The organism is Marvinbryantia sp., from assembly GCF_047017445.1.
In the GTDB taxonomy this organism is placed as follows: Bacteria; Bacillota; Clostridia; order Lachnospirales; family Lachnospiraceae; genus Marvinbryantia.
On sequence record NZ_JBKXTT010000006.1, the window covers coordinates 22,586 to 43,241 of the forward strand.

Annotated in this window: 27 protein-coding genes; all 27 read left to right on the forward strand. The window is 55.5% G+C overall.

Annotated elements, in window-relative coordinates; all coding sequences use genetic code 11:
• Positions 1-3 precede the first annotated feature (3 nt).
• The 27 genes from ACLU9Q_RS08170 to ACLU9Q_RS08300 all read left to right on the forward strand — a co-directional run bounded on the left by ACLU9Q_RS08170 (position 4) and on the right by ACLU9Q_RS08300 (position 20,650).
• Positions 4-1,254 (forward strand): head maturation protease, ClpP-related, encoded by a 1,251-nt coding sequence (locus tag ACLU9Q_RS08170; protein ID WP_412624977.1) that lies wholly within the window; start codon positions 4-6, stop codon positions 1,252-1,254.
• Positions 1,254-1,661 (forward strand): head decoration protein, encoded by a 408-nt coding sequence (locus ACLU9Q_RS08175; RefSeq protein ID WP_412624979.1) that lies wholly within the window; start codon positions 1,254-1,256, stop codon positions 1,659-1,661. The genes ACLU9Q_RS08170 and ACLU9Q_RS08175 overlap by 1 nt, the downstream gene beginning before the upstream one ends.
• A 19-nt stretch (positions 1,662-1,680) precedes the next feature.
• Positions 1,681-2,757, forward strand: coding sequence for a major capsid protein (locus ACLU9Q_RS08180; RefSeq protein ID WP_412624981.1), 1,077 nt, complete (start codon positions 1,681-1,683; stop codon positions 2,755-2,757).
• Positions 2,758-2,784: 27 nt separating this feature from the next.
• A complete protein-coding gene (locus tag ACLU9Q_RS08185) occupies positions 2,785-3,189 on the forward strand; it encodes a hypothetical protein (RefSeq protein ID WP_009299080.1) in 405 nt (134 codons plus the stop codon).
• Between the two features lie 13 nt (positions 3,190-3,202).
• A complete protein-coding gene (locus tag ACLU9Q_RS08190) occupies positions 3,203-3,529 on the forward strand; it encodes a hypothetical protein (RefSeq protein WP_009299079.1) in 327 nt (108 codons plus the stop codon).
• A gap of 4 nt (positions 3,530-3,533) precedes the next feature.
• Positions 3,534-3,860, forward strand: coding sequence for a hypothetical protein (locus ACLU9Q_RS08195; protein ID WP_008398621.1), 327 nt, complete (start codon positions 3,534-3,536; stop codon positions 3,858-3,860).
• A 15-nt stretch (positions 3,861-3,875) separates the two neighbouring features.
• Positions 3,876-4,505, forward strand: coding sequence for a hypothetical protein (locus tag ACLU9Q_RS08200; RefSeq protein ID WP_412624984.1), 630 nt, complete (start codon positions 3,876-3,878; stop codon positions 4,503-4,505).
• A gap of 13 nt (positions 4,506-4,518) precedes the next feature.
• On the forward strand, positions 4,519-5,988 hold the full coding sequence (locus tag ACLU9Q_RS08205) for a phage tail sheath family protein (RefSeq protein ID WP_412624985.1): 1,470 nt from the start codon (positions 4,519-4,521) through the stop codon (positions 5,986-5,988).
• A gap of 14 nt (positions 5,989-6,002) precedes the next feature.
• On the forward strand, positions 6,003-6,512 hold the full coding sequence (locus ACLU9Q_RS08210; protein WP_099357224.1) for a phage major tail tube protein: 510 nt from the start codon (positions 6,003-6,005) through the stop codon (positions 6,510-6,512).
• Positions 6,513-6,588: 76 nt separating this feature from the next.
• Entirely contained in the window at positions 6,589-6,996 is a 408-nt protein-coding gene (locus ACLU9Q_RS08215) for a hypothetical protein (RefSeq protein ID WP_226814968.1), read from the forward strand.
• A gap of 216 nt (positions 6,997-7,212) precedes the next feature.
• Positions 7,213-10,905 (forward strand): phage tail tape measure protein, encoded by a 3,693-nt coding sequence (locus ACLU9Q_RS08220; RefSeq protein WP_412624988.1) that lies wholly within the window; start codon positions 7,213-7,215, stop codon positions 10,903-10,905.
• On the forward strand, positions 10,898-11,146 hold the full coding sequence (locus ACLU9Q_RS08225) for a LysM domain-containing protein (RefSeq protein ID WP_412624990.1): 249 nt from the start codon (positions 10,898-10,900) through the stop codon (positions 11,144-11,146). Before ACLU9Q_RS08220 ends, ACLU9Q_RS08225 begins: the two co-directional genes overlap by 8 nt.
• Complete coding sequence (locus ACLU9Q_RS08230) at positions 11,143-12,060, forward strand: phage late control D family protein (RefSeq protein WP_005933314.1); 918 nt, start codon at positions 11,143-11,145, stop codon at positions 12,058-12,060. The genes ACLU9Q_RS08225 and ACLU9Q_RS08230 overlap by 4 nt, the downstream gene beginning before the upstream one ends.
• Positions 12,060-12,410, forward strand: coding sequence for a hypothetical protein (locus ACLU9Q_RS08235; protein WP_412624992.1), 351 nt, complete (start codon positions 12,060-12,062; stop codon positions 12,408-12,410). The genes ACLU9Q_RS08230 and ACLU9Q_RS08235 overlap by 1 nt, the downstream gene beginning before the upstream one ends.
• A gap of 12 nt (positions 12,411-12,422) precedes the next feature.
• Complete coding sequence (locus ACLU9Q_RS08240; protein ID WP_243035862.1) at positions 12,423-13,109, forward strand: hypothetical protein; 687 nt, start codon at positions 12,423-12,425, stop codon at positions 13,107-13,109.
• 12 nt (positions 13,110-13,121) lie between these two features.
• Positions 13,122-13,403, forward strand: a complete 282-nt coding sequence (locus ACLU9Q_RS08245; RefSeq protein ID WP_004220685.1) for a hypothetical protein — start codon at positions 13,122-13,124, stop codon at positions 13,401-13,403.
• A complete protein-coding gene (locus ACLU9Q_RS08250; RefSeq protein WP_412624994.1) occupies positions 13,400-14,746 on the forward strand; it encodes a baseplate J/gp47 family protein in 1,347 nt (448 codons plus the stop codon). The genes ACLU9Q_RS08245 and ACLU9Q_RS08250 overlap by 4 nt, the downstream gene beginning before the upstream one ends.
• Before the next feature lie 23 nt (positions 14,747-14,769).
• Positions 14,770-15,666, forward strand: coding sequence for a phage tail protein (locus ACLU9Q_RS08255; protein ID WP_412624995.1), 897 nt, complete (start codon positions 14,770-14,772; stop codon positions 15,664-15,666).
• A gap of 19 nt (positions 15,667-15,685) precedes the next feature.
• The gene (locus ACLU9Q_RS08260; RefSeq protein ID WP_004220698.1) at positions 15,686-15,997 is read left to right on the forward strand and encodes a hypothetical protein; all 312 of its coding nucleotides are present in this window, start codon (positions 15,686-15,688) and stop codon (positions 15,995-15,997) included.
• Between the two features lie 20 nt (positions 15,998-16,017).
• On the forward strand, positions 16,018-16,443 hold the full coding sequence (locus ACLU9Q_RS08265) for a hypothetical protein (protein WP_118043808.1): 426 nt from the start codon (positions 16,018-16,020) through the stop codon (positions 16,441-16,443).
• Positions 16,444-16,446: 3 nt separating this feature from the next.
• Entirely contained in the window at positions 16,447-16,815 is a 369-nt protein-coding gene (locus ACLU9Q_RS08270) for a hypothetical protein (RefSeq protein WP_119216832.1), read from the forward strand.
• Between the two features lie 20 nt (positions 16,816-16,835).
• Complete coding sequence (locus ACLU9Q_RS08275; protein WP_412624997.1) at positions 16,836-17,933, forward strand: SUMF1/EgtB/PvdO family nonheme iron enzyme; 1,098 nt, start codon at positions 16,836-16,838, stop codon at positions 17,931-17,933.
• Positions 17,934-18,004: 71 nt separating this feature from the next.
• Complete coding sequence (gene avd, locus ACLU9Q_RS08280) at positions 18,005-18,349, forward strand: diversity-generating retroelement protein Avd (RefSeq protein WP_004220709.1); 345 nt, start codon at positions 18,005-18,007, stop codon at positions 18,347-18,349.
• A gap of 427 nt (positions 18,350-18,776) precedes the next feature.
• A complete protein-coding gene (locus ACLU9Q_RS08285) occupies positions 18,777-18,944 on the forward strand; it encodes a hypothetical protein (RefSeq protein ID WP_412624998.1) in 168 nt (55 codons plus the stop codon).
• 12 nt (positions 18,945-18,956) lie between these two features.
• Positions 18,957-19,922, forward strand: coding sequence for a reverse transcriptase domain-containing protein (locus tag ACLU9Q_RS08290; RefSeq protein ID WP_412624999.1), 966 nt, complete (start codon positions 18,957-18,959; stop codon positions 19,920-19,922).
• Entirely contained in the window at positions 19,901-20,257 is a 357-nt protein-coding gene (locus ACLU9Q_RS08295) for a serine/threonine protein kinase (protein ID WP_412625000.1), read from the forward strand. Before ACLU9Q_RS08290 ends, ACLU9Q_RS08295 begins: the two co-directional genes overlap by 22 nt.
• Before the next feature lie 12 nt (positions 20,258-20,269).
• Positions 20,270-20,650: a hypothetical protein gene (locus tag ACLU9Q_RS08300; RefSeq protein WP_412625002.1), complete on the forward strand. Its 381-nt coding sequence runs from the start codon at positions 20,270-20,272 to the stop codon at positions 20,648-20,650.
• Positions 20,651-20,656 lie beyond the last annotated feature (6 nt).

Here is a 20,656-nt window from a genome sequence, read left to right on the forward strand (position 1 = left end):
CCAATGAAAACCAAACATAGCGGCCTAATCATGGGCCCGGCTGCTGCTCCACAAGCTCCCACGGCGACAAAGTTCTGGAATATGGCCAGCACCGGCGACGACGAGGGAGAGATCACTCTCTACGGCGACGTTATGAGCCAGCAGCCCGTTGACTGGTGGACAGGCGAACCGGAGCCCGGCCTTTTTATCACGCCGGAAGGCTTCATGGAGGATCTGGCAGCAGTCAAAGACAAGGGACACATCACCGTCAAGCTCAATAGCTGCGGCGGCGATCTCTACACCGGGATCGCAATCCACAACGCGCTGAAAGCTCTCAGCGGTGAGGTGAACGTCATTGTCGAGGGAATCGCGGCCAGCGCTGCGAGCGTTATCATGTGCGCGGGCGACACAGTGACCGTGTACCCCGGTTCCCTGATTATGATCCACGGCGTAAGCGTTATGCTCTGGGACTACATGAACATGCAGGACATGAAGCAGCTTATGAAAGGAATGGACGCCAGCGAGCGAGCCGTGGCCGAGATCTACAACAGCAAGACAGGGATCGAAGTCGATACTCTCCGCGGCATGATGACCAAGGAGACGTGGTTCACCGGCCGCGAAGCTCTGGAGAAGGGCTTCGCTGACGCAATCAAAGAGGACGAGGACGATCCAGAAATGAGCATGAGCGCCGACAGAAAGGTGCTTTTTGTTAATGGAGTACGCCACAATGTTGACGGGCTCCAGCATGTGCCGGGCACTATCCCGGTGAAAGCAATCGCGACTCCACCGGCTGCAAAGCCCGGAGCAAATAAAAAGAAGCCGACCACAAAGGCGGCAAAAAAAGAAGGAGGTAACAAACCTATGGACGAGAAGGAACTGAAGGCAGCATACCCGGAGATCGTGGCCCAGATCGAGGCCAGCGCAAGAACCGAAGCACAGAACGCTTCCGGTGAGGCCGTGGCAGCAGAACGCCAGAGAATCGAGCAGATCGACTCGATCGCCGCCTCTATCCCGGATCAGCAGCTCGTACACGACGCCAAGTACGGCGACAACCCTTGCACAGCTCAGGAGCTCTGCTTCCGTGTTATGCAGGCCAGCGCAGCGTCCGGCCAGAATTTCCTCGCAGCATATCAGGCAGAGGGAGCAAAATCCGGAGCCGCAGACGTAGGCGCAGCGCCTAACGGCGGCGCACCTGCAAGTGCTCAGGAACAGGACGCAGCAGACATTCAGGCGGTAGTTTCCGCCTACAACCAGACCAAAGGAGGTACGAAGTAATGAGTAAAAGACTCGACGAGACGATCGGGGCCGTAGGCTTCGACAACCTGATCAACGGCCAGTACCCGCCCGCAGAGGTTTTCACTGTGAAGATCCGTAAGGAAGCCACAGAGGCCAAAATCTACAAGCGCGGCACTGTTCTGGCACTCTCAGCCGGTACCGCAGACGACGGCTTGCGTGTAATTCTCGGTACCGCTGCGAAAAGCAACGAGACACTGACAGCCAACTGCGTGCTGGCTGACGACGTGGAAGTCGGAACTGCTTCCGACGCGGTGGCGACTGCATACCGTACCGGCCATTTTAACGAGAACAGCCTGATCACTGACAACAGCCACGCGATCAGCGAAACGGACAAGGAAGCGCTCCGCTCTGCCGGAATCCTGCTCTCTGACGCCGTAGCATACTAAAAACAAGGAGGACAGACAAATGGCTTTTAATTTTTATGATACCCACACACTGCTCGCCTCCGTGCAGCAGCTCCCGCCGCTTCACTCTTTCCTTTTGGATCGCTACTTCCCTACTAACGCCGCCTCTGACGTGTTCGCCACTGACGACGTGCTGGTGGAATACCGCAAGGGATCCAAGAAAGCGGCACCTTTTGTAGCACCTCGCAAGGGCGGGATCGCGATCCTGCGCGAAGGCTACACCATGAAGCGCTTCACTCCGGCGCATATTGCACCGAAGCGCCCACTCTCCATTGACGACCTGAAAAAGAGAGGCTTCGGGGAGGCTCTTTATACTAACCTGACTCCGGCCCAGAGACAGGGCGTGATCATGCTCGGAGATCTCGACGAACTCCGCGACATGAACACCCGCAGAAAGGAGGCTATGGCTGCCGAGGTAATCTTCACCAACGGCTGCATTATGCACGAGTACACGGACGACCTCGGCACTTACGAGGAAAAGGAAGTCCGTTACTATGACGGCACCAGCAACCCGGCAAAATATACCCCTTCCGCAGACTGGGCCGACACTGAGGCAGGCGGCAAGCAGATGATCGACGACGTGGCCGCCATGATCTCCATGTTGAGTAAAAGAGGGCTCCCTGCGACTGAGTGCCTCATGGCTCCAGACGTTGCGGATCTTTTCCTCCGCAATCCGTGGATCCTGAAACTGCTCGACAACCGCAACTACAATATCGGAGGCGTAGATCCTGAGACTCTGCCTGCCGGTGCTTCCAAGATCGCCCGCCTGAATATCAAGGGCCGAATGATCGACTTCCTCACTTATGAGGACACATACACCGAGCTGGACGGAACTGTAAAGCAGTATATCCCGCAGGGCATGATCGCGGTAGGCGCTCCGGCTGCTGGCCGTACTGTTTACGGCGCGATCACTCAGGTGGAGCAGACCGACGGCGAGTTCCATACTTACACCGGCGTGAACGTGCCGAAGTATATCAGCGACGCTGCTCACAACACCCGCGAGCTCACTCTCAGCTCTGCGCCGCTGCCTATGCCTAACAACGAGTGCCCGTTCAGCGTGGCGAAAGTTATCAACTAAGCGTACCGAGTAGAAAGGAGCAAAACCATGAGAAAAATCAGGGTAACAGTGGGAACCGTCGGCTATTATGACGCCAAGCACGCCCACAAGAGAATGACAGCAGCGGACGGCCCGTTTGAGTGCGAGGACACTCAGGCGGAGCACTTCGTCTCTGCTGGTGTCGCTGAATACGTCGGCGGCGTAATCGAAGCAGACGAGGCGGACGAGCAGGAAGTGACCGGCCACCTTGCAAAGAGCCAGCTCGAAGAAATGACGATCCAGCAGCTCCAGAACCTCGCCGGTGATCTCGGCGTTGACGTTACCGGCTGCAAAAAGAAAGCCGATTATGTGGACGCGATCGCAGCCGCAGAAGTAAACGCTGGCGGCATGGTTGACGACGAGGACACAGACGGCGACGATCTCCCGGATCTGAACGCAGCGGATCCGGAATAACGGAGGTGAGCACATGATCCGAATGATTAAAGGCACCTACGGGCTCGTTAAAAACGGAACCGTGGAACCTATGACGAAACATTCTCCCGCCTTCTCTATCAACGCAGCCCGCGAGGCTGAGCTGGTGGAGGCTGGCGTGGCCGTGTATGAGGCAGAGCCGGAAAGCACTTTCTCAGAATACAACGGCCTGAACATGACAGAGCTCAGAGAAGCTGCAGCAGCGTATGGCGTAGACGCGAGCGCAGTCCGCAGCAAAAAGGAAGTGATCGCCCTGATCGAGGCAGCCAAGGCAAACGCCGACAGCTCCGCAAAAATCGAGGCGGAACCTTCCGAGGCGTAAGCTCGTGAGCTTCAAAGACCAAATAAAGCAGGATCTCTCGGACATTTTCCTGAATCTGGACGAGTTCGCAGACCTTCACCGGATCGAAGGGAAGGAAGTCCCGGTGGTAATTGACAGCGACATAATGGCCAAGCTGAGTAAAATCGGCGACAACCGTATTCATGGAATGGACGAGGCCGACATGGTGATCATGGGAAAAGCCTCCGACCTTCCAGAAAATCTGGATCCCGGCCGCCTTCTCAATCTGGACGGCCGTGAGGTGATCGTTGTCACTACCACGTCGGAAATGGGACTCGTACAGATCGCGGTTCGCCAGAATCGCATGAGCTAAGGAGGTGGCGGCAGCATGACACTGGTAAACAGTATCGACAAAATAGTGAGCTGGCTCACTGAAAACGTATGCAGCAAGATCACCCTCAAACTGCCGGACGACTACCGGAACGACACTGGCTACGACGTCGTTATGGTAAACCCCGCGGCGTTCCCTTTATACGTTCCGGGAAAGGATCGTCTGCCGCCAAACGTGGCCGCTCCGATCCCTTCCGTCTGCGTGCAGCTCATGGAAGGAAGCGACGAGCTTATTCAGAAAAAGAGGCAGCTCCAGATCCGGCTCTGCCTCGCCTGCTGGAATCCCGGCCAACACGGCGGGGAGTTTTTCAACCCTCGCGAAAACGCGAAGGCAACCGGCGGCTACTCCTACTACGTCAATACCGGAGAAGCTGCCAAAACATACTCGCGAAACATGGACGGCTGGCGCGATTGCTACAATCTGGCCGACCTCGTACTCCGCGAGATCGAAACTGCGGAATATATCGCAGGCCATAGGCTCGTAAAAGAGCAAGGGATCAAGTTCGGCCCGTTCACAGAGGACGGCAATGTCTGGGACTACTACCCGTACTGGCATAGCTGGATCAGCTTCGCACTGGAAATTGGAACGACTCCGGCGATCCCGAAAGAATACGAAGAATTTTTATAAGGAGGACTAAAACATGGCATATTTGCATGGCACATATGGCGAAATCGGCGAAAGCAAAGTGGCTTCCGTCACTCAGGCCGACGTGGTGGCCGCGTATATCGGCACCGCACCGGTGAACCTGATCAGGGGTTACGCTGACAAAGATCTCGTTAATATGCCGGTAAAAGTAACCAATATGAGCGAAGTCCAGAGCCTCGTCGGCTACTCCGACGACTGGGAAACATTCACCCTCGGTTCTGCGTTCGCTGAGCACTTCGACAACACCGTCGGAAATGTAGGCCCGATCTATATCGTGAACGTGCTCGATCCTGCGGTGCATAAATCCGCACAGAAAACCACAAAGGCCCTGACCTTCACGGACGGCAAGGCAGAGTTTGAGAGCGACAAGATCATTCTCGACACCTTCGCGATCGCAGACAAGGCCGAGGGCGTGGACTATGCTCTCTCTTATAGCATGGCAAAGCACACAGTAACCGTGACACTGCTCAAAGAGACTGACGGGGCCGAACTCTCCGCAACCTTCGACACCGTGGACACTTCCAAGGTGCAGGCGGCCGACATTATCGGCGAGAGAACCGAAACCGGAGAATATACCGGACTGGCTTCCATGGCTCTACTCTATCAGTATCACAACGTCGTGCTCAATATTCTGGCAGCTCCGGGCTGGAGTCATATCCCGGCCGTATACAAGGCCATGGTGAGCACTATCCAGAAACTCAACGGCCACTGGGACGGCTTCGTTCACGCCGACGTTCCTCTGGAGGACAAAGGAACCAAGATCGACACGCTCGCAAAGGCTCAGAAATGGGCCATTGACAACGGCTACACCAGCGAGTTCTCGAAGGTATACTGGCCGAAGATTAAGGACGGCAACGGCCGGATCTTCTGGCTGTCCACAGTAGGCGCCGCCACTATGCAGCGCGTAGACCTGAGCCACGACGGCGTTCCGTTTGAATCTCCGTCCAACAAGGAAATCATGGCCACGAGCCAGTATTTCGGTGAGGACTCCAAGAACCGCGGCTTCGATCAGGAAACTGCGAACAAGCTCAATGAAAAAGGAATCACAACGGCCTGCTTCTGGGGTGGCCGCTGGGTATTGTGGGGCCCTCATACTGCTGCGTACAAGTACAACGGCAGCATGGACGCCCGCGCGATCTTCGACGTAAATATCCGTATGCTGGAGCATATCACGAACAGCTTCCAGAAGGATCACGGAACTGAGATCGACAGCCCTATGACTCCGCAGGACAAGGACAGCGTGCTGAATTTTGAAAAGGAAAAGCTCGACACCCTTCTGGGAATCGGTGCCCTGATCGGTACCCCGTCCGTGGAATTTGTGGAGAGCGCGAACCCTACCAGCAACATGCTGAACGGCGACTTCGTTTGGGACTTCTCCGTAACTAACACGCCTCCGTTCAAGTCTGGCACCGCTCGCGTATGCTACACAGACGAAGGCTTCCAGTCCTTTTTTGCTACTGAATAAGGAGGTGCAGAACAATGGCAAAATGGCTCGATATTAAAGGCCCGGTAGTGGCCGACACTGTATACGCGGACAGCACTCTGGTGGCGAAGGACGTCTCCTTCACTCTGCCCGGTATTGAATTTTTAACCGCTGACGTGCAGGCCATGGGTAACATGACCGTGCCACTGATCGGACTTCTGGAGAACATGGAGCTCTCCATTACAAAGATCGGCGTAGACAACGGCCTGCGCCGCATGAACCGCCTTGAAAAGCAGAGCTTCGAGTTCCGCTGGGTTCAGAATGTCGTAAAATCCGACGGATCCACCGCACCCGAAGGCTGCAAGGCTTTTGTGCGTACTATGCCGGCATCCTTCCCTGAATTGGGCGTCGAAGTTGGCAGCGCAACCGAAGCCGAGAACGCTTACAACGTGACAAGGCTCCAGATCTACGCAAATGGCGTCGAGATCTGCTGCGTTGACCGTTTGGCTCAGATCCTCCGTATCAACGGCAAGGACTACATGAGCCAGATCAACAACCTGCTTTAATGCAGTAATCAAAAATAACCACGGCCCGCCGGTCAAGTCACTGGCGGGCTCTTTTTTTGTTTGAAAGGAGAACAAAATGAACGGAACCCTCACTCTGAAAAATCCCGTGATGATCAACGGGGACAAAATCACAGAAATGAAGTACGACACGAACGAGATCGACGGCGTGCTTTTCGCAACTGCTGAGGCAAAGAGAAAAGCGGCCGCAGGTATGAAGAACCTGTCCGTGTCCGCAGCGGCAGAGTTCGACTTCGGCCTCCACCTCTACCTCGGCTATGCTGCGATCGTGGCCATGAATCCGACTTATGACTTTTCCGATCTGGAGCGCATGAAGGGCGCGGACGTTGTGGAGGTAATGGCCATCGGCCGAAATTTTATGCTGAAATCGGAGTCGGAACCACAGGAAAACGACTCCGCAGAGCCTACCGCGACTACGCCAGAGTCTACCACACCAGCACGACAGAGCTCGAAAAAAAGCGAGTAACTGACTTCATCATAGAGTATGCAGAAGCGGCCGAGGATCTCGCAGCCGAAAAAAAACGCGCTGAGAAAAATCGGCCGCTAAACATAAGGAGGCCAAAGCACACAAGGAGGTGAGGACGTGGCAGACCATACTCTACAATCTACGATAGAGATCGCCGGATCCCTCAGCCCCTCCCTTCAATCGGCTATAAACGCGGCCGTCTCTCGTCTGGAGGAAATGAGCAAAGAAACGCTCGAAGCCGCCGGTGCTTCCGCACAGTTAGCGGCAAAGATCAGCACACAGGAGACAGTCCTCAAAAATCTGGAACAAGGCTACGCCGACTACATTGTGACCGGCCAAGAAGGAACCGAGGAAGCCGAACAGCTCGCGAGTACAATCCAAGAACTGTCCGGTGAACTGACGGAAAATCGTGGCACGTTGGACGCGGCAGAGAAAGCCGCCCGTGCCCTGTCCGAAACCATGGACGACGCAGGCGGAGAAGCTGAAACGCTGCGCTCTACAATCTCCAAACAGGAGGACACCCTCCAACAGTTAAAGCAGCGATACGTTGACGTTGCAACCGAACAAGGGGAAACCAGCGACGAAGCGCGGGAACTCGCTCGACAGATCCAAGACCTATCCAGTGAACTGCACGAGAACAAAACCAAGCTCTCGGACGCAGAGTACGCAGCGGACAAGTTGGACAATTCTCTGGAGGAAGTCGAAAGCTCGGCCAAAAAGGCAGACGACGGCTTCACCATGTTTAAGGCTACGTTGGCAAATCTCGCAGCCGACGCGATCATGCGAGCGGTGGACGGTATCAAAAATCTGGTCGGAAACGTCATAGAGTTGGGCCAAAACTTCACCAGCACCATGTCCGAGGTATCGGCAATCAGTGGCGCAACCGGTGAGGACTTCGAGAAACTGGAAGCCTGCGCCAGAGAATACGGCGCCACCACGGTTTTCTCGGCCAGCAATGCAGCCGAGGCCCTCAAATACATGAGCCTCGCCGGGTGGGACGCCGATCAGTCCACAAGTGCGCTGGGTGGTGTTCTGAATCTGGCCGCCGCTTCCGGCATGGAACTGGGAGCGGCTTCCGATATGGTAACGGACTACCTGAGCGCCTTCGCCATGGAGGCCGGAGACGCCGCATACTTCGCAGATCTGCTCTCCTACGCGCAAAGCCACAGCAACACCACGGCCGAAGCACTGGGCGAAGCCTACAAGAACTGCGCAGCCAACTTAAATGCAGCCGGGCAGGACGTCGAAACCGTCACCTCGCTGCTCGAAGGAATGGCAAACCAAGGTTACAAAGGATCCGAAGCCGGAACCGCCATGGCCGCGATTATGCGAGACATAACCAACGGAATGAAGGACGGCGCGATCAAGATCGGAGAAACCTCCGTGGCCGTAATGGACGCACAGGGCAACTTCCGAGATCTCACCGACATTCTCACAGAAGTGGAAGCCGCCACAAATGGAATGGGCGACGCAGAACGAGCCGTCGCGCTATCTTCCACTTTTACCGCAGACTCCACCAATGGCCTGAACCTAATCCTCAACGAAGGCATGGACAATATCGCCGGGTACGAGGAAGAACTCCGCGGAGCTTCTGGATCCGCTGAGGAAATGGCCAATATTATGAACGACAACCTCAGCGGCGACGTGGCGGCAATGAACAGCGCCTTCGAGGAACTGGGGCTCAAAATTTACGACGCGCTGGAAAGTAAGCTACGAGCAGGTGTGCAGTTTATCACCAACGGTGTGATCCCGGCGATCGAATGGCTCGGCGGACATATCCCAGAAGTGACCATAGCGGTGAGCGGCCTCGGTGCCGTTATCGCGGCTATGAACTGGGGAACCATATCGAGCAAGATCGCAATGGTGAAGGGCGCACTGGTAAAACTCGTTGCAGCACTGGGAGGCGTATCGCTTCCGGCTATTGCTATTATCGCAGTGATCACGGCCGTGGCTCTCGCCTTTACGAATTTATGGAAAAACAACGAAGAATTTAGGAACAAGATCACAGCGATCTGGGACGGAATCAAGGCCAAATTCGACGAGTTCGGGCAAGGAATTGTGGACAGGCTCAACGCGCTGGGGTTCGAGTTCGAGGACATAACCGAAGTAATGAAGGCAGTCTGGGACGGCTTCTGCGAGGTGCTCGCTCCGATTTTCGAGGGCGTATTCCAGCAGATCAGCGATATTCTGAACGAGGCCCTCGACATTCTGACTGGCCTGTTTGACATCTTCGCCGGAATTTTTACCGGTGACTGGGACATGGTATGGCAGGGCGTCCAAGAAGTTTTCGGCGCAGTCTGGGACTTCGTTGTGGCAACCTTCGAGAACTGGATCAGCACGTTCACCTCTCTGGCGGACACCGTTCTGGGCTGGTTCGGCACCGACTGGGAAACCGTCTGGACGAATGTTAAAACATTTTTCTCAGACACATGGAACGCGATCTCGTCGTTTTTCTCCGGAATCCTGACGGGAATCAAAACATTTTTCACGGACACATGGAACGCGATCGTCTCGTTTTTCTCCGGAATTTTATCCGGAATTTATTCGAGCGTTACCGGAACCATGACCGAGATCCACGACACCTTCACGAATATCTGGGACTCAATCACCGGATTTTTGTCCGGAGCATGGGAAACAATTAAAAACATTGTGACCGTCGGGATCATGGCCGTGAAGGAAATTATCAGCGCAGCCTTCCAGATCATCACGCTGCCGTTTCGGTTTATCTGGGAAAACTGCAAGGACACGGTGCTCTCTATCTGGGAGACTATCAAGAGCGTGATCGGCGAAAAAATCGACGCCGTAAAAGAAAAGATCACCACGGTGACGACTGCGATCTCCAACGTAGCAAGCGCAGCATGGAACGCGATCAGCTCCACGGCTTCCTCCCTCTGGGAAGGAATCAAAGGCACGATCGGTTCCAAAATCGACGCAGCCAAGGAGAAAGTAAGCACCGCGACGAGCGCGATCACCAGCGTGGCAAGTTCCGCATGGTCAAGCGTAAGCTCCACGGCTTCCTCTCTCTGGAGCACAATCAGCTCCACAGTGAGCAGCAAGATCTCGGCGGCCAGTTCCGCCGTAAGCTCGGCAACGAGTACGATCACCAGCGTGGCAAGTTCCGCATGGTCAAGCGTAAGCTCTGCCGCTTCCTCTCAATGGGAAAGCATCCGGAGCACGATCAGCAGCAAACTGAGCAGCGCAAAGTCTACCGTTTCCAGCTTAATGAGTGGAATCACTTCCACCATGAGTTCGGGACTCAGCTCCGCACTCAGCACGGTGTCGGGTAAGTTCTCCAGTATTTACTCGACGATCAGCAGCAAAATGTCGGCAGCAAGGGACGCCGTAGGAAACGCGATCAGCGCCCTAAAATCAAAGTTTAATTTCTCGTGGAGCCTGCCACACCTGAAACTCCCTCATGTGAGTATCAGCGGCAGCTTCTCGATCAACCCGCCAAGCGTACCGCACTTCGGTATTTCATGGTACAAGGACGGCGGTATTCTGACGCGCCCGACTATTTTCGGCGCAGCAGGTAACAATCTTCTGGCTGGTGGTGAAGCTGGCGCCGAGGCGGTGGTTCCTCTTGCAACCCTCTGGGATAAGTTAGAAACCATGATCACCTCAGTGTTCAACACTGCAAGCACAACCGGCGGATCTTCTGGCGAAGGACTCACAAGCACGGCCGGAAGGCTTCTGACTCTGGACGACTTCTCTCTCGGAAGTCTGGCAGACAGTGGCGGCGTGGTAGTTTACTACGACTTCTCCGGCTTCACATGGAGCCCACAGATCCAGACAGAAGGAACCGGCGACGACGCGGACGACTTCATGGCGAAGCTCAAAGCCCACGAGGCCGAGTTCTTCGACTGGCTGGAAGAATTTATAAAAATGCGGGAGGTGGCTCAATATGCGTAGAATAACAGGCTACAAAGACTACACGACACGCGAAGGGGACACCTTCGACGCGCTGGCCCTCGAAATGTACGGGGAGGAAATGCTGGCGCACTATATCGCAGAATTTAACCCCGACTATGCGGACGTGCTGATCTTCGACGCGAACGTGGCCCTCCGGCTGCCGATCGTCGAAGGTGCAGAGACGCCGGAAACTCTGCCGCCGTGGCGTCGGGACTCTGAGGACGAGGACGACAGCGCGTGAACCTCTACTACAACGGGGTGGATATATACGGGGACGTGTCGGTGAACTACTGCGTGCACGAAATGTTCGCAGAAAAGCAAGCCGACACCCTCGTGATCCGCTTCAATGACACCAAGGGAACATGGAGCAAGTGGCAACCGGCCGAAGGTGACACCGTGCAATTCAAAGAAGGCGCGAGTGATACTGGGAAAATGTTCGTGCACTCCATGAAACCAGAAAACGGGCTTTTTACGATCCGAGCCATGTCCATGCCGAAAAGCGGCAAGACAAAAAAGAGTAAAAGCTGGGAGGGCGTCCGGTTCCTGCAACTGGCGAATGAGTTCGCAGGAAATCACGGACTAACATTCCAGAACTACGGCTGCGCGGATCAGGTTTACCCGTATATTAAGCAGGACAACGAGACAGACTTCGCCCTATTCCACCGGCTCTGCACTCTGGAAGGCTGCCAAATGCTTATATTTGACGGCAAGCTGCTGGCATATAACGAGCAGTACATAGAGGGGCAGACTCCAGCCGGTAGTCTCTCCGTAGATGAAAACGGCGTTTTCTCCTATGAGGACAACCGGGGCGGAATGTACGGATCCTGCGAAATTGCAAGCGGAAGCTACTCCGGAAAATTTATAGCCGACAGCTCCAACAGCTCAGTGCTCCGCCCTGCGGTGCCTATTCAGGTAACCAGCAATGCGGAGGCGGCACGCTTCGCCAAGGGGCTGCTGCGGAACGCGAACAAGTTCGCCCGATCCGGCTACTTTTCCAAGTCGCTTATGACCGGATATGCAGCCGCCAGCATTTTGACACTATCAACACCAAGGGCAACCATGTGGGACGGTACCGTTTTTGTGTATAAAGTCCGGCATGATTTTGTCGGAAATAAATCCACGATCTACTTCCGGCACATTCTGGAGGGCTACTAATGGGAAACATCAATAAAGGCACGATCGCCAGCATATCAGGAAACATGGCCCGCGTTGTACCGTCTGACGCCGGGGCCAAACCAACCGCAAAGATCACGATCCCGTGGCACCTCCGCGGATCCACCGGAAACCTCTCCAAAGGCACAGCGGTGGTTTATGTGGAGTTTGACGACTCCACCGGGCTACTGCTGGGCCGGGCGGACGGTGAATGGGGGTGCTACCTGCCGAGCCTCTCGGCCGGTAATATCAACGTACCGAAGGGCGACGTCACAGCTCGCGGCATAAGCCTGAGCGGGCACACCCACGGAGGCGTCGAAACGGGCGGCGGATCCACCAAAAAACCAAACTAAGGAGGTGCAGCCATGCCAACAATGGCACAGTGGGGCTCAAAAAAATGGGCCGTATCATCAAAACAAGTCGTCGCGCTGGAGGGGCTGGCCTTTTCCTACGAGCAGGTGGCTGACGAAAACACCAGCACCGAGGACAAAAAGACGACTAACGAACGAGGCACCGAGCTTTTCCCCCTCTCATTCACCACCGTGCTGCACTCAGGCGCAGGCGTTGACGTATGGGCGGAGATCCAGAGCTGGAAGGCTCTCGTCACAAAAGTGAATTATTTCTATCTCGGCGGCAAGAAGCTGGGGCCGAAGCTCCAGCTCCGAAAAGTCGCGGTAAGCAACACAAAGGTGGACGGCAAGGGGCGGCTGCTTCTGGCCACTCTTTCCTTCACATTCAAGGAATACGATCCGGCCACCACCAGCGTGAAGGTAAGCACCACCGCGCTGAATGTGAAAGCGAGCACCGCCTCGAAGTCCGTCAAGAAAACAACCAACACAGCGGCCAAAAAGGCCAAAAAGAAAACGATCAAAGTCGGCGACTATGTGAAGCCGACCGGCAGCAGGTACGCAACAGGCCAGAAGATCCCAAGCTGGGTAAAACAACGAAAGCATAGGGTGAGCCAGATCAAGAGCAGCCAAAACAAGGTGCTACTCGGCCACCCTAACGGGATCAATAGCTGGGTGTACCTGTCCGAAGTAACTCTCGCATAAGGAGGTGACGCCATGAGAGCAAGCGGAAACGGGAGCCCAGAAGTGTGCGCCGCCAATCTACTGAGGATCGTCCGCGGTGAAGTCGCATACGATCGCGTGCGCGGCGTTGACGGGACTCTGATCGACAAACCGAACGCGACCGACGAGGCCGTGGCTGACGCGGAGTGGGTTCTGGAAACCTTCGAGCCCCGCGTGGAGTCTGACAGTATCGCCTCAGATCCGGCGGCTGCCTTCTCTGGCGACTTCGGCATGATCGTGAACATTATCCAAAGAAAGGAGGACGAGGACGCATGAGCGAGCTCAAATTCATAGAGACAACCGACGAAACAATCTACACCGACATACTGGAAGAATTAGAGAACGGCGTCGGCGAGCCTCTCTACCCCGGCGACGAGCGCCGGATCTTCGGCGACACCATGGCGAAGGTGATCGTCACGGTTTACAACACAGTGAACGACGCCTGCCGCCAGAAAATGCTCCGATATGCAAGGGGCACTGTTCTGGACGCTCTGGGAGAAAACAGAGACGTGATCCGTCTCGATCCTACCTACGCCACTACCACCCTACGGTTCACAGTTACCGAAGCGGTGGGCTCTAATATCATTATACCGGCCGGACTTCGGGTAACTGGTGACTTCGTTCACTATTTCCTGACAGATACCACAGCCGTGCTTTATGCAGGTAGCCTCTATGTGGACGTGGCAGCAACTGCCGAGGAAGGCGGCACAGACTACAACAACATAGACGAGGGCGAGATCTCCGAGATCGTGGACGTCTCCGACGTTCCACTGCTCGACGGAGTAACGAACCTGACCATAACAGAAGGCGGCGGCGACCGTGAGGAGGACGAACCGTACCGCGAGAGAATCCGAGAAGCTGAGAACAAACTCAGCACCGCAGGCCCGGCCAAAGCCTACAAATACTGGGCGCTGTCCGCGAACTCTCTCGTCACGGACGCGGTGGTGGAATCCGAAAAGGAAACGATCACCAGAACTCTGAAAACCTACGCCGGGCACGCCTTCCAAGGCGGCGCCAATCTCCTGCCGGACACTCTGGTGGTTTTCCTGAGCGACGGATCCGAAGCCGCAGCAGGGGCCGACTATACGGCCGAGTATGCAGACGAGCTTCTGACTCTCTCACTCTCCGGATCTCTCACCGGAGCCGAGACGGTAAAGATCCAGATCGGCCGCAATATGTACGGCCGTGTCAAAATCGTGCCGATCTGCGCCGGAGGACAGATTCCGAGCGAGGAAGTGCTGGCCGACGTGCTGGCCGCCTGCTCTGCGGACGACGTTCGCCCTCTCACCGACATGGTAACGGTGGAAGCTCCGGAAACTCACGAGTATGACATAGAGCTCACCTACTACACCACTAAAGCCAACGAGTCCGAAGCGGTGCAGAACGTGGAAGGATCCGGCGGGGCTATTGATCAGTATATCAACTGGCAGGGCTCCACTCTGAATCAGGACATAAACCCAGACGAACTCCGGAAGCGGATCCTCTGCCCTGACTGGGCCGACGATCTAATCGGAGCCACCCGCGTGCAGATCATCAAACCGGAATACACCGAGCTCAACAGCACGACCGTGGCCAAGTTCTCCGGCAAAAAGACCGTGAAGCATATCGTCAAAGGATAAAGGAGGTGGACAACATGGGCGGCATGAAAGTGTCAAACATGGATTTTATAAAACTACTGCCCGCCTTCATGCAGGACGACGAGGCAGCGATCGCACTCAGCAAGGCCGTGAATAAACTCATAGGCGAACCGGGCAAACGTCTGGCCACAATCCGTACATGGGACAAGGTGGACGAGCTCACAGAAGCGGAATGCAACGAAATGGCGTGGGAGCTGGACATTGACTGGTACGACTCCGAAGGCATGAGTCTGACAGAGAAGCGGAACACAATCAAGCTCGCGCAGCAGATCAAAAGAAAACGCGGTACCAAGTGGGCCGTTGAGCGTCTGATCGGCGCATACTTCGGCGAGGGCTATGTCATGGAGTGGTTCGAGATGGACGACTCCCCGTACACCTTCGCGGCTCTAACCACAAACGCGAACACCGACGGCGAAAATTTTAATAAATTTGTTGACGCCGTTCAGGCTGCCAAAAATGTGCGCTCGCATATCGCGGGCGTTTTCTATTACTGGCAGCAGGGGCCGGATCCCGGTATTGAGTGTGCGCTGAACACGGAGCTGCACCGTTATGATTTTGTGAAATGCGGTACCAACCCGCGAACGGCCACGATCGGCTTCGTGATAAAGCCGAGCATTGAAACAGATCCGGAAGTGAAGCCGTACCTATACGGCTACACTCACGCCGGAACCACAACCTGCGGAACATATCCGCAGCCCGGAACACTCGGCGCCGTCGTAAAGCAAGCGGCTGCAGCCGAGCCTGACACCGAGGCGTTCCGCTACAACTACCCTGAATGTGGAATAACTCCACGGCCGGGGACGTTGGGCTCAGTTATAAAACGCGCAGCAGCCACGAACGAAAAGGCGGCCCTGTTCTGCTATCCGTTCGTAAAATGCGGAACTAAGCGCTGCGGGGAATAAACCGAAAGGAGGGCACAAAATGGCATACTTCGGCGAAGCCTACATGGGACGAAGGCGGCAGCAGTGGCTCCGCTCTCTCGCCTATGTCGAGGCTCAGACAAACGGCACATGGCACCGCGGAACGATCAACCAGAAAAAGATCGAAGGCGAAAACGTGGTAGTTATGGCGACGTTCCCGACGCTGGACTCTATCGCCTGCACGATCAACGCCTCCCGTCTGATCGACACCTACGGGGAGCAGGCGGCATACCAGCAGAGAACTATCAACAAAGTGGCCGGACAGGGAACCATGATCAAGATCACGATCCCGATCTATGAAGTCACAGCATAAAGGAAGGAGGAAGCAGACACATGTATAACGCAACAAAATGGCTCGACAAAGTGGTAGACGTCGATAGCGGCGAGGTCATTCAGGCCGGAACCGATCAGAGCGCCGCCCACTTCAACAACATGGAGAGCGGGATCACAGACGCCAGCGTGGCCGCTGCCATGCTCCTGATCGCAGCCGGAGAGCTCCAGTCTCAGACAGAGATCGAGCGCCACGTCGTAGAACTGAAAAACACGGCGAGCTATCCGTTCAACAACTCTGCCAAGACCGTGAGCCTTGCGATCACTCGCGACAACACAGACTACACCGTTGACGTGGATATTCAGGCCCACACCGGAAATGTCGGCGAGATCCAGATCTACGACAAGCAGCTCAACGGCTTCAAGGTCAAGTACGACGGAAGCGCCGAGAGCGCCACCCTTATTTTAAGAATCAAAGGAGGTAAATAAACCATGGCAAAAATCAACGACGTGCAGGTGATCGAGAAGAACACCGGCGAAAAGATCCAGTGGGAGCAGGACGGCTACCGTCTCAGCTTCGACGACGACGCGCTCAGCGTCAAGGTTACCAAGTATCAGGGCGACGAGGCCCGCACCCTCGACGTGTGCATGGATCGCGGCGGTGATCTCATGCTCGGCACCCAGCCCGGCGGCCGCTATGTGGCCCAGATCGAGATCCCGGCCGCAACCTATACTGAGACACCGATCGAACCGGAGGAAGGCGCCGACGAGTCCGGCGATACCAACCGCCAGACCGTAGAGCGCACAAAGAACCCGCTCGACATGGCAGAGGTGAAGCTGATCCTCTGGAGCATTGAATAAGCAGAAAGGAGCACAAGAAAATGGCAAATTTTGACCTCACCAATCTGGCAGTAAAAATAATCTGCCCGAACAACGTCGTCAAGACAGACGACACCGATCTCCCTTCCGTTCTGGTGTATATCCCGAAGTTTAAGAACTCGGACGTACTCACCGGCGGAAATGACAGCACCCACCCGGCCTTCATTGTCAACGGCGTGGAAATCCCCGGCTTTTACTACGGAAAGTATCAGGCCAAGGTTTACAACTCCGTAGCGTACAGCCTGCCGGGCGAAGATCCGACCACAAGTATCAACTTCGACACCGCACGCGCACGCTGCGAGGCCAAGGGCGCAGGCTGGCACCTGAGCACTAACGCAGAATGGGCCGCGATCGCTCTCTGGTGCAAGAAAAACGGCTTCCTCCCGTATGGTAACAACAACTACGGCAAAGACAGCCGCGAAAGCAATTACAAAGCCGTGCCGAGCTACTACGAAAGCAACAAGATCGCAAGAGTCGCAACCGGTACCGGCCCGATCTCGTGGAGCCACGACAAGACCATGGCCGGTATCTGGGATCTGAACGGTAACGTGTGGGAATGGCAGGGAGGAATCCGCCTTGTTTGGGGCGAGCTCCAGATCCTTGCAAATAACGACGCAGCCGATCCGGACAACCCTCAGAACGCAACGAGCACATGCTGGAAGGCTATCAACGCCGCAGACGGCGCCCTCGTGGATCCTGAGAGCAAGACAACCGACAGCTCCGCCCATGTTTCCGGTAAAACCGTAAAACTGGACTATGTGAACAACAAGTGGACGTACTCCACTTCGATCACCAACGCCAAAGATGAAAGCCGAAGCTGCGCCTTTTATCAGGTTACTGCCGACAGCTCGATCGGAGACGCTGCCAAGGTTATGCTGCGTGCTCTCGCCCTTCTCCCTGACTCTGACGTCACTACGGACGTATACGAGGGCGACTACATGTGGTGGAATAACGGCGTAGCCGAGCGCTGCGTGTCTCGCGGGGGCGGCTGGAACTACGGTGCGAACGCTGGTGTGTTCTACCTCGACGGCGACTACTCCCGCGGCTATGCGAACACGAACCTCGGCTTCCGTGCCGCTTATATCCCGGAAATCCGGTAATCTGGCAATCTGAAAATCTGGCATGAGGGTGGCCCACCAAGCCACCCTCTACCCTTTTAAGGAGTAACAACATGGACAACTTACAACTGCGGCAGCGTATCGTCCGGAGCATGATCCGGGTGAGCGAACGCACCGCAAATATGCGGAAACCCGAAAAATTCGAGTATCGCAAACACATGACGGCGGCGTTCATGGATATGCTGGAGCTCTGCATTGAGGCCAACCGGGCCAGAGGCTCGCGCCGGGTAGAACTCCAGAACAAAATGGACACCAAGCTGGACGTGCTGCGCTCTCTCGTAGACACGGCAGTTTCTCCGGAGGATCGCCTGATCTCTCCGGGGCTCCACGAGATATGGAGCAAGGAGCTGAACGAAATCGGGCGTATGCTCGGCGGCTGGAAAAAGTCGAACGAGTAAAGCCCGTGGGGAATGTGTCGAGATAAAGGAGGCGCTGCGTGTATCGCGGGGGCAACTGGAACAACGGTGCGAACGCTGGTGTGTTCTACCTCAACGGCAACAACTCCCGCAGCAATGCGAACACGAACATCGGCTTCCGTGCCGCTCTTGCCTTATTTGTTTATTTTCTGAGGGCCAAGGCCCAGCAGAAACACCAAGGCAAAAGGGATGCATTTCCCGGCCGACAAGGCCAAAGATACACGCTCGTGCTGCTCTGCCGGTGGAGGCCACCGGGGACGCCGAGCAAACCGCGCAGGCTGGCCGTTGTCTGCTATGCGGGCAGAAGGGGGATCCGGATCCTGCGGCGTGGCGGCCGCAGAGGAAAGATCTCGCCGAGGAATGTCACAACGCGGGCCATAATTATGACAACACAAGGAGGAACGAGGACATGGATCCAAGAAACCAGCCCTCCCTTCTGGAGAGAATATACTCGTGGGAGAATCTTCTGGACGCATACCACGAGGCAGCAAGCGAGAAGTGGTACCGCAACGACGTGACCGCCTTCGCGGCGAATCTGGAGGAAAACCTGATCAGCATACAAAACGACTTGATCTGACACACCTACAAAGTGGGCCGGTACCGGCAGTTCTACGTCCATGAACCGAAGAAACGGCTCGTCATGGCTCTGGGCTTCCGGGATCGTGTCGTGCAGTGGGCGATCTACCTCCAGACAAACCAGTACCTCGACAATGGCATGATATACCACAGCTACGGGTGCAGGGTTGGAAAAGGAACCACCAGAGCAGCCGACCGGCTTCAATACTGGTGCACGCTCGTGGATCGAAAGCCGGGCAAATGGTACTACCTGAAACTGGACGTATCAAAGTATTTTTACCGGGTGGATCACAGGGTACTGCTCGACATACTCCGCCGGAAGTTCCCGAACGAGGACGGCTACCTCTGGCTTATGGAAACGATTATAAATTGCGACCATACGCCCTTCGGACTGCCTCCGGGAAAGTCCGCCGACGAGATCCCGCCGTCTGAAAGACTGTTCGAGGTAGGTATGCCGATCGGAAACCTCACGAGCCAGCTACTCGCGAACGTCTGCCTCAATGAGCTGGATCAGTATATCAAGCACGAGCTGAAAGCCCATTTTTACGACAGATACATGGACGACATGGCGCTGCTCTATCCTGACGCGGCCACCCTGAACCGGTGGAGGACTGCGATCGAGAAGTATCTGAACGAAGTCCTACACCTCGAATTGAACAGCAAAACCACGATCGGGCTCGTCAAGCACGGGATCACCTTCGTGGGCTGCCGAATCTATCCGGGGTACCGCAAACCAACAGCTCAGTCGGTCAAGAAAATGAAGGCACGTATGCGCTACATAGCGAAAGAGTACGAGGCCGGGCTGGTTGACTTCGACGCGGTAGACGCGACCATGCAGAGCTACTTCGGACTTATGGGCCACTGCTCCACTCACGGGCTCCAGAAATGGATCGAGAAAAATATTATTTTCAAACGCAAAGAAATGGCAGACATAGAGCTGCCGCAGGAGGTGACACAATGGGAATTGAATCAGTTTTGATCGCCTGCCTTCCTTCGGCGATCACTGGGTTCTGCTTCTGGTGTATCGAGCAGAAAATCCAGAAACAGAGCAAGAAACTGGAGGAAGAAGAAAAAACACGACGAGAAGCTCAGGACAAGCGCGAAAAGCTCCACGAACAACAGGAGCTTTTTTTAGTGCAGGGAGTGAACGCCGCGATCGCCATCGGAGAAGCCACGGCCAGAGCCGTGCAGCGGATCCCGGACGCCCACTGCAACGGTGATATGCACGCGGCCCTCGACTATGCCGCCAAGGTCAAACATGAGCAGAAGGACTTCCTGACAAGGCAGGGGATCGAATCTATTTATGAAAGCTAAGGAGGTGACACCATGACTGAGGAAACACTGGAACCGGTAGAAACCGAAACAGATCCGGAGGAACGGATCCGAGAGCTGACAGCCGAAAACCGTCGGCTCCGGAAGCAGATCAAACGAATGAGAGAGGCTGCAGCCACCAGCAAAAGGGTGGAATTTTCAAAAATTATTTTCTGCGGCGTTTCAATCGTGACGATCTTAATTACCGTCTTTTCCTGCTGGATTATTTACTCCACCATGGACACCTCAGCCCTCGCTTACCTGATCCCGGCCGTGTTCGCTGAAATGGCGAGCGCGACCGGTTTTTACTACACGAAGGCCAAGGCTGAAAACAAAATCAAATTGATGAACGCCAACGGCGTGCAGCCAGAGGCGGACAACTTCAACGACTTCTAAGGAGGT